At 57.9% G+C, this 10,184-nt stretch carries 6 protein-coding genes; 3 read left to right on the top strand and 3 right to left on the bottom strand.

The window, feature by feature from the left end; all coding sequences use genetic code 11:
- Positions 1 to 12: 12 nt before the first annotated feature.
- The 3 genes from HMPREF3044_RS01865 to HMPREF3044_RS01875 form a co-directional block, all read right to left on the bottom strand.
- The gene (locus HMPREF3044_RS01865; RefSeq protein ID WP_070739037.1) at positions 13 to 798 is read right to left on the bottom strand and encodes an electron transfer flavoprotein subunit beta/FixA family protein; all 786 of its coding nucleotides are present in this window, start codon (positions 796 to 798) and stop codon (positions 13 to 15) included.
- Positions 799 to 1,350: 552 nt separating this feature from the next.
- On the bottom strand, positions 1,351 to 2,535 hold the full coding sequence (locus HMPREF3044_RS01870) for a THUMP-like domain-containing protein (protein ID WP_070739038.1): 1,185 nt from the start codon (positions 2,533 to 2,535) through the stop codon (positions 1,351 to 1,353).
- Positions 2,536 to 2,601: 66 nt separating this feature from the next.
- Positions 2,602 to 3,444, bottom strand: a complete 843-nt coding sequence (locus tag HMPREF3044_RS01875; RefSeq protein WP_005396042.1) for an ABC transporter ATP-binding protein — start codon at positions 3,442 to 3,444, stop codon at positions 2,602 to 2,604.
- Positions 3,445 to 3,896: 452 nt separating this feature from the next.
- Here HMPREF3044_RS01875 and HMPREF3044_RS01880 point away from each other — a divergent pair, with 452 nt between their 5' ends.
- From HMPREF3044_RS01880 to HMPREF3044_RS01890, 3 genes are all read left to right on the top strand, one after another.
- Complete coding sequence (locus tag HMPREF3044_RS01880; RefSeq protein WP_070739039.1) at positions 3,897 to 5,834, top strand: maltotransferase domain-containing protein; 1,938 nt, start codon at positions 3,897 to 3,899, stop codon at positions 5,832 to 5,834.
- A 20-nt stretch (positions 5,835 to 5,854) separates the two neighbouring features.
- Positions 5,855 to 8,038, top strand: a complete 2,184-nt coding sequence (gene glgB, locus HMPREF3044_RS01885) for a 1,4-alpha-glucan branching protein GlgB (RefSeq protein ID WP_070739040.1) — start codon at positions 5,855 to 5,857, stop codon at positions 8,036 to 8,038.
- 409 nt (positions 8,039 to 8,447) lie between these two features.
- On the top strand, positions 8,448 to 10,184 hold a 1,737-nt coding region (locus tag HMPREF3044_RS01890), incomplete at its 3' end, for a Rib/alpha-like domain-containing protein (protein WP_141759621.1).

The following is a 10,184-nucleotide window of genomic DNA, read 5'->3' on the forward strand; positions in this document are numbered from 1 at the left end:
TAACTCCCTTTCCTAGATCAGGTTTTCTTTCTCGAGGTAATCGGCAATGGCCGCCGCCCCCTGCCCGTGGTCAAAGATAATCTCACCCTGTTCACGTGGCGGGTGAACTTCGGCACTCTGCACGACGGTAGCGGAGTAGTTGAGCCCCACCTGCGTCGGCTCAACACCAAGATCCGCAAGGGTGAGGGTAGGAATTTCTGCCTTCTTCGCTGCAGCAAGCGATTTGAAGTTAGGGAACCTCGGAGAAGCAGCCTTGTCAGTGATAGACAAGATCGCGGGCAGTGAGGAGGAAAGAACCGTCTCACCGGCGTTGGTCACACGCTTTGCCTTCAGCTTGTCACCTTCAATGGATGACTCCACACAGTATGTCAATGCGGGAATCTGACGGTATTCCGACAGCAAACCGGGGATCGCACCCATTGCGCCGTCAGAAGACCCAGAACCACATACGATGAGTTTGAGGTCATCGATCGTGTTCAGCGCGTTGGTCAACACCCACGTGGTGCCGAGCGCATCTGCACCGGCGATTGCTTCATCGGAAACAAGGATGGCGCGATCGCACCCCATGGCGATTGCCTTACGCAGCGCCTCAGTGGAGCGATCCGGCCCCACTGATACAGCCACAACTTCGGCACCCTCAAGCTGATCCTTTAAACGTAAAGCTTGCTCAACAGCAAACTCGTTAACCTCATCGAGAACCTCATCTACTCCCTCACGCTGGAGAGTGAAGTCAGATTCCAATGACTTTTCGGACCACGTGTCCGGCACGTGCTTGACAAGCACTGCAATCGCGGGCATCTTCACACCTTTCGTCCGTTGTAATCGAATATTTTGAAAGCTTGTTGCCTTAGTGAGTGTAACGCGTCCACACACGACTCCTATTATGCACTCACCTATGAGCCGCGAGCGCATGAACAAATGACATAGTAGACCAACCTGTTGATTTTTAATAGTCAGAGTTGTCTATTATGGCGCACAGGCAACAGCGAGGCCGAAGAGGAGACCGTTACTCACCTATGGCTTTCTATCCAAAAGCCTCTTGTAGTTGGAAGCAAATAGGTGTGTCACATGACAGCTCCCGCATGCGTTAGCTTTCCCATATATCAGGGAGAGCCACATAACCGTCATGGCCGTCCGTACTGCTCATCCGTACCGTTCGACCGTACCGTTCGACCGTACCGCTCGACTGTACTGCTCGACCGCATTGCTCGTCTGTACCGCTTGTCCGCACTGCTTAGCTGCACCACTTTCACGCGAAGACGATCTCCACCCGAAGCACTCGTCACCGTCACAGTCGCTCTCGCCACCGTCACCTTCGCCGTTGAGGTAGGAGAACACCTGTTGCCACCGTTACCCCCACTGACGTGGCGTGCAGATGAATGCATGAGCAGTCTTGCCGATGCGGGTGATGACGATAGCGGCGGGTGTATCACCCTTGAGTTTGAGCTTCTTTCGCAGACTGTCCGGGTTTATATCCACGCCGCGCACGAGGATCTCCGCACTCCCGACGTTGTAGGCACCAAGCGCCTTCTTCAGCTTCTTCAGCGGCACGTCCTCCAGGATGCGGAACCCCGAATAACCGCGTGGAATCGCATCCCCAGTGAGGTGCGCGATTCGCGGGTCGAGCATCCACAGCCCCTCGCGGGCAGCAAAATTACGGACGAGACCTGCGCGAACAATCGCACCGTCGGGGTCGAGGATGAATTCTCCTGGCGCTGCAACCAGATCCTCGCCGTCTGGTGGGGTCTCTGCACTGGTCACTCGGTCTACAACGGTACCGTCGCGGATGATGATCGCTTCTCGACGCTCCCCTCCCGCCAATCCTGGCGTGTACAGGCACGCTTCTTTCACGCCTCCATCGACGCTGGCTACACTCACCAGCCCCTCCCAAGCCGAATAGTCGATCCCCGGCGCGCACTTGATGGCGAGTTCCGCGTCACCGTGGGCAGCAACGAGATCCGGCAGCGGAGGAAGAAGATCCTCTGGGCGCGGGATTCTCCGCCCGCCTGCGCGGCGTGCTGGATCCGCAATGATAACCCGTGCGTTCGTCGTGCGTGCCAAAGCGTCGGCCACGAAGACTGGTTGATGTGTATTGGCGTGTGCGCAAGCGACGCGGGTGATATCGAGGTCACTTCCGACAACGGAAGTGCCATGGAAAGGGCTAGACTCTCCGGTCTCACCGAGGTCAGCACGTGTGGCGATCTCCGTTCCAACGGAACACGTCACATCGTGAACCAGCTCATCGGGGAAGAACTCGCGAATTCGTCGTTGTCGCTGCCATACGACCGCAGGTGGCGTCGCCTGCTCGGCGGCTTCCAGCGGATAGATCCATTCGGGGGGAAGCCCCTTCCGCGCCCCAACCCGGCGCGCCCTGAGCAGTTCGCTGACACATCGACCGAAATCTCCGAAGCATTTGCTGAGGTATGCGGTATCGGCGATGACCGTGGAATAAGTAAGGCCGACGTGATGTTCGGCTTCGTTAATCTCCGCTTGCTGCTGGACAAGGTAGGAGACCTCGGCGCGGGAGAATGCCATCGATACCTTTCTGCTTCTTCATTTCCTTCCTCCGTCACACACCACTGCGCAGCGGAGGTGTCACATTTACTGCACGGGTGAGCGGTGCGTACCGCCACGGCGCAAGCGCCGTGCAAAGTAGCGGCCGTCGATTTTGTCGATGGTAATCGGCTGGTGGAAGCAGGCGGTTAGATTCTCATCCGTCATGACCTCATCGATCGGGCCGTTGGCCACGATCGACCCTTCGTCGAGAAGCAAAGCGTTTGTGAAACCGGCGGGGATTTCCTCTACGTGGTGAGTAACCATTACCACGGCGGGAGCATCCGGATCAGCCGCAAGGTCTGCCAAGAACTGGACGAGATCCTCCCGACCACCGAGATCCAAGCCCGCGCCCGGCTCGTCGAGAAGCAAAAGCTCCGGGTTGATCATCAGAGCGCGAGCGATCATGACACGCTTCTTTTCCCCCTCGCTGAGCGTGCCCCACGTGCGCTCCCGCAGGTGGAGAGCACCGACCTGCTCGAGGATGGCGATGGCCTGGTTATAGTCCATCTCCTCGTATTCCTCACGCCAGCGACCGAGGATGGCATATCCCGCAGAGATGACGAGGTCAGCGACCTTTTCCTTCGGTGGGATGCGCTGCGCGACGGATGTGGAGCTGATGCCGATCTGTGCGCGCAGATCCCGCATGTCCGTCTTGCCGATTTGCTCCCCCATGAGGAATGCCTGCCCGGACGACGGGAATTCGGATGCGCCGGCGAGCTTCATCAGCGTGGTTTTTCCCGCGCCGTTGGGGCCGATGACTACCCAGCGCTCGTCGAGTTCGACCTGCCAGGTAATCGGTCCAAGCAGGGTCTTTCCGTCGCGAGCGAAGGTCACATCAGAAAAATCAATGACTAAGTCCGGGTTGTACTCGTTTGCACCATCAATCACACCTCTATCTTTCCCCAAAACATGTTCGGAATGTGGGTGCACCGCCCGGCCCCTCTTTAGAGCTCCACGAAGTGTAGCTCCCCCAAAGTGACAGCTCCCCCCGATATGAGTGTTCCCCGATGCGAAAACTCCCCCGAAGTGGCAGCTCTCCCGTAGTAATTTCCGTTGCACCTCACACATACTTTCTGCGACCAGCCCACGCACACAACCGGCTCATGCATCTTTCTGTGGCTGATGCCGCCCCGCACATCAACGACTCGCGATACCCCTTGCGTCAACGACCAACGAACCCCCACCCCGTGACGCCACCCTCCCCTTTACCCTCCAGAACGGACTGGTTATGGCCACATCCCCCATGGCGCTCCCCCGGTGTGATCATAAACAGGCAGGCAAACACAGAAAAGTGCCCAATAAACCCATGCGGGCAGACAAATTTAACTAGGCTAATAGGCATGACTGGACGCATTGCCATTGATGACATCCGACCCGTTATTAACTGCGGGTCCTATCCAGCGAAGGGCGCTGTGGGCGAAGTGATCCCCATCTTCGCAAACGTGTGGAGGGAAGGTCACGATGCGGTAGGCGCAACCTGCGTCATCACCGATCCCCGGGGCCGGGAGACCGCCATCTCTATGGTTCCCCGCGAAGAAGAACCTGACAAGTTCAACGCCCTATTCGTTCCAGACGAGATGGGGATGTGGAGTTTCCGCATCGAGGGGTGGGATCACCCGTTCCAGACGTGGCGCCACGCGGTAGAAGCGAAGCTGGATGCCGGCCAGTCTGAGGCCGAGATGGCAAACGACATCGAGATTGGTGCACGCCTATGCAAGGAGGCAGGGCTCACGGAGATCGTCGAACTCCTCCATTCAGATGCACCACTGGCGGACAAGATTCACAGGGCAATGGCCGCCACGCAGGATTCTGCCCCAATCCGCCGCTTCCTCACCCGAACCTCCGAATACCGGATTTTTGTGGAGCGCCGCAAGGCTCTGGTGAGCTCTTGGTACGAGATCTTCCCTCGTTCCACCGGCGGTGTGGACGAAAATGGTCACCCCATCCATGGCACCTTCGCCACAACTGCAGACGAGCTCCCGCGTATTAAAGAGATGGGCTTCGACACCGTCTACCTTCCCCCGATCCATCCCATCGGCAAGATAAATCGGAAGGGCAAGGACAACACCCTCGATGCGGAGCCCGATGACGTGGGCTCCCCGTGGGCAATTGGTTCCGACGAGGGTGGCCACGAGGCCGTTCACCCCGCACTCGGCACGGTTGAAGATTTCGAAGCGCTGGTCAAACGCGCCGAGGAGCTCGATATGGAGATAGCGATCGACCTCGCCCTCCAGTGCGCGCCCGACCACCCATGGGCGAAGGAACACCCAGAGTTCTTCACGATCCTCCCGGACAACACCATCGCTTTTGCGGAGAACCCGCCCAAGAAGTACCAGGACATTTACCCCCTCAACTTTGATAACGCCCGCAAGACGATCTACTCAAAGATCCTCGACATTGTCCTGCTGTGGATCCGCCGTGGTGTGAAGACCTTCCGTGTCGACAATCCACACACGAAGCCTGCCAACTTCTGGCACTGGCTCATCTCCGAGGTGCACTCGGAGCACCCTGAGGTCATCTTCCTCGCCGAAGCGTTCACCCGCCCGCCGCGTCTGTATGGCCTATCCAAGGTGGGTTTCAGCCAGAGCTACAACTACTTCACCTGGAAGACCACGAAGAAGGAGCTCACCCAGTTCGCCACGGAGATCTCCCAGATGGCGGACATCTCCCGCGCCAACCTGTTTACCAATACCCCGGATATTCTGCACGCGAGCTTGCAGTACGGCGGTCGCGCAATGTTCGCTATCCGCGCCACCCTCGCTGCCACAATGAGCCCCGTGTGGGGCATCTACTCCGGCTTCGAGCTTTTCGAGCACGAGGCCGTGGCACCCGGATCCGAGGAGTACAAGCACTCGGAGAAGTACGAACTCCGGCCACGCGATTACTCGCAGGACAACCTGTCTGGCTACATCGGATTGCTCAACCTCATCCGACGGAAGAACCCGGCTCTCCAGCAGCTGCGATACATCCATTTCCATGAGCTCACCAACGATCAAATGCTGGCTTACTCCAAGGTCGATCCAGAGACCGGCAACACCCTGCTCGTCGTGGTGAACCTCGATTCCCACTATGCGCAGTCCGGCATGCTCACGCTGGACATGGATGCATTGGGGCGCACCGAATCCGATACTTTTACGGTTCATGATCTCGTTTCCGGCGAGGAATACGACTTCTCCAAGGTGAACTACATCCGGCTGGAGCCGTATAAGAACGTAGCCCACATTTTTGAACTTCCACCTGTCGCCCCCGAGCGCCGCGCACACCTTGCGTGGAGATAGATTGAGAGGAATTTTTCACTATGCAATCACTTGCAATCCCCCAAGCCGACCTCGATCTTCTGCGCCGGTGCCAGCACTATTGCCCCCACGATCATTACGGTTTTCACACCACCGACGATGGAGCCGTCGTTCGTACACGACAAGTAGGTGCTGAAGGCGTCTTCTTGCTTATCGACGGCGACAGCGTACCGATGGAATCGCTCGGCGATGACATCTGGGCCATTCACCTCGACGATGGCACACCGCGCGACTACCGCTTCAGCGTGAAGTACCCACTTGTCGATGCTGTAGAGAAAGCCGACCCATACTTCTTCCTGCCCACCCTCGGCGATCAGGATATTTACCTCATCAGTGAAGGTCGCCACGAGCGACTCTGGGAGGTCCTCGGTTCGCACGTTCACACCTACAGGACCGAGCTCGGTGAGGTCACAGGTACTTCATTCGCAGTATGGGCCCCGGCTGCCAAGGGTGTCGCCGTCATCGGCGATTTCTGCAGCTGGAACCCCTCGCAGTATCCAATGCGTGCGATCGGCAGCTCAGGGGTGTGGGAGATCTTTATCCCCGGTATCGCTGAAGGCACGGTGTACAAGTACGCCATCCACACAGAAACCGGTGAGCGCCTGGACAAGGCAGATCCCATGGCTCGCCTCGCAGAGGTACCTCCGGCAACCGGCTCCGTGGTCACGTCCTCCTCGTACGAGTGGAAAGATGACGAGTGGATCTCCTCCCGCGCGGACGAGTTTCCTACTACCGATCGGATGAGCATCTATGAGGTGCACTTGGGCAGCTGGAAGCAAGGCCTGAGCTACCAGCAGCTCGCCGATGAACTCGTCGATTACGTCGATGGCATGGGCTACACCCACGTCGAGTTCCTGCCTGTGTCCGAGCACCCCTTCGGTGGTTCGTGGGGCTACCAGGTCACCGGCTACTATGCTCCTACCTCCCGGTTTGGTTCTCCCGACGATTTCCGGGCGCTTATCGACGCTTTCCACGCCCGTGGTATCGGTGTCATCATGGACTGGGTGCCTGCCCACTTCCCCAAGGACGAGTGGGCACTCGCCCGCTTCGATGGCTCCCCGCTGTACGAGCACCCCGACTGGCGTCGGGGTGAGCAGAAGGATTGGGGCACTTACGTCTTTAACTTCGGCCGCAACGAGGTGCGCAACTTCCTCGTCGCCAATGCACTGTACTGGGTAGACGAGTTCCATATTGATGGTCTCCGCGTGGATGCCGTCGCCAGTATGCTGTACCTGGACTACTCCCGCGAGGACGGCGAGTGGACACCGAACCAGTACGGTGGCCGCGAGAACCTGGAAGCCGTCCAGTTCCTGCAGGAGATGAACGCCACGGTGCACAAGAACCACCCCGGCATCGTGACCATAGCAGAGGAATCAACAAGTTGGCCCGGCGTTACCGATTTCACCTCCAACGGTGGCCTTGGTTTCACTTTCAAGTGGAACATGGGCTGGATGCATGACACCCTGGAGTACTTCGGGCACGACCCCATCCATCGCTCCTACCACCACAATGAGGTCACCTTCGCTATGGTGTACCACTACAGTGAGCGCTTCGTGCTGCCGATTTCCCATGACGAGGTCGTCCATGGCAAGGGAACCCTGTGGCAGCGAATGCCCGGCGATGCGTGGAACAAGGCAGCTGGACTGCGCACGCTCCTCGCTTTCATGTGGGGACATCCTGGCAAGCAGCTGCTCTTCCAGGGGCAGGACTTCGGCCAGGTTGGCGAATGGAACGAATCCGATTCCCTGTACTGGGCAGACATGGATGGCTGGGAAGGCGAGTACCACCGTGGGATCCAAAAACTCACCCACGATCTCAACTCTGTCTACACTGACAATGCTGCGCTGTATTCCTTGGACTTCAAGCCCGAGGGATTCCGTTGGATCAAGGCCGATGATGCAGACAACAACATCCTTGCCTTCGTCCGCACCGGTGACGATGGCTCGAAGGTGCTGTGTGTGTACAACTTCGGCGGCTACTCTCAGCCCAATTACACCGTCGGTGTCCCTGAACCCGGCGTGTGGAAGCGCATCCTCAATACCGACGAGGACGTGTACGAGGGGGCCGGCAACTTCCTCGAGTTCGAGGCGCAGTCCGACGAGCGCCCGTGGGATGGTTGCGATCACTCCGTGTGCATCCATATCCCGGCGATGAGCGCCCAGTTCTACGCTTTAGAGCAGCACTAAGATATCTCCGTCACGCGCCTGACTCGCGCGGGCGCGGGGAGATTGGACAACTGCACGCACAAGGTCCGGCTCCGGCCGGACTTTTTTGGTCTTTCACACCACAGCACGAGAAGTGCGCTTCCTTCCAATGTAGTTACGGTCCCGGTTAGCGGGGCTTTCTGGAGCCCCAACGTCCCACACTGACACGTGTCGGCCTGAACTGCCCCAACACACGACAACCGCATAGACGCGGTTCTCTCTGCCATGAACGAAGGGCTACCAGGCACCAGCAGGGCTCACCGCGCTCGTTTCTCCTACAGTTACCTCTCAATTGGAACGTCAGAAAGATTGTGAGAATTAACCGCACATGAGGGTGCAGTGGCACAGAATCCTCCCATGCAACTGGCAAAAAAGCTTTATACTCGGCAGTATGAAATCTAAGAAATTTTCAGCTAAACAGCGCATGCTTGGCCTACTCACGGCCACGTCCCTGGCGCTCACCGGTGCTGTGGTGGCTCCAGCAACGGTTCTACCTCACGCCACCGCACAAAATACAGCGAACGAAAACACCCCCGTGTGGGATGGTGTGAGCTACGCCACGACCACGCTGAAGTTGGAGGGGAAAGACACCCCCGTAGCCACCGTTCAGGCGGGCAAAGATAACGTGCTCAAGCCCACGATCACAAAGCCGCTCCCGGAAGGCTACTACATTACTTTCAATATCGGCGAGGGCGTGGATAAGAATTATCACTGGACCTCGACAACCGAAAACAACGTGGTAACGGTGACGGTTCCCAAGGGAACCGACCAAGGCATGGTGCGGCACTTTGAATTCACCGTCCGAAAGAAAGACCACAGCGTTGTGGGTAAGATTCCGGTGACCGTATACGTGGCCCAGCCGGATAACCCAATGAGTGGCCGCTTTGAACCCGCCAAGGTGGAAAAGGACGTTCAACCCGGTAAGTCGGTCACATTCAGTGTGGCGAATAAGGACTTCCCCGAGGGCACCACTTTCACTGCTGCGCAGGGCAATCTTGAGGGATGGACCTCTCAATTGTCCAAGGATGGCAACTGGACAGTCACTGCCCCCGCCGATTCCGTCGTGGGCACCAAGAAGCCCCTTGCTTTTGTTGTGAAATACCCCGACGGCACGTCGGACACCGCTCTTGCCACTATGACGGTCGCACAGCCCGATAATCCCATCGCGGACAGGGAGAACCCGAAGTACGGTGACGTATCGGTGCTCCCCGGTGGCAGCGTAAAAATTGCGCTGTCCACGCCTCTCACCAATGTACGCGAGGTTCGCGCCCCGCAGGTGAATAAAGGCTGGAAGGTATCCCCAGAAACGAGCAAGGACGGCACATTCACCATTACTGTGCCGGAAACAGTAAAGCCAAATGTGTACTACGAGTGGCATCCAGTCGTTGTTTACACCGACGGCTCTCACGAAGCCGCCACCGTGAAGGTCTCCATTAAGCAGGGCGAAACGGGAAATCTCGCTGCTGAGTACGATCCGTCCTACGGCGAGCTCATCCAGAACGTCAAGATCGGCACATCGTCACCTATCAAGCTGACGTCGAAGGTGCCGCAGGGGACAAAGTTCTCCATCAGTGGAGCCGACAAAGCGAGCAAGTTCAACTACCGCATCAACGAGAACACCGGTGAGATCACTGTCAATCCTGATAAGACCTTGGCCGCCGGCGCGTGGACCCAGCGCACTGTCACTGTCCGCTACAGCGATCACTCAGTGGACCAGATTTCGGTCAAGCTCGTTGCCCAGACTGATCTGACGAAGCCTGTTCCGCCGTACGATAAGGACAAGCCGGAGCAGACGTATGCCAACAATTACGCGCCTGCGTACCCGTCTGAGGTGCAGGTGACTGCCGGCGAAAATAAGCAGGTAAAGCTAGAGGGCGATACGGACCTCCCCGAGGGAACTTCTTTCCACGCCCCGAAGTCTTCTGATCCGACGAAGCTGGATTTCGCCGTTGAGGAGAAAACGGGCCTCATCAAGATCTACCCCTCGGCATCCCTCGGTGATAGCAGTAGCGTGACGATCCCCGTGACCGTTCACTACCCCGATAACTCGACGGACGAAATCAACGTCAAGGTCGTGGTTAAGAAGAAGCAAACAACCACCTCCAAGCCGACCGAGCCCACCTCCAAG

The organism is Corynebacterium sp. HMSC073D01 (genome assembly GCF_001815555.1).
In the GTDB taxonomy this organism is placed as follows: Bacteria; Actinomycetota; Actinomycetes; order Mycobacteriales; family Mycobacteriaceae; genus Corynebacterium; species Corynebacterium glucuronolyticum.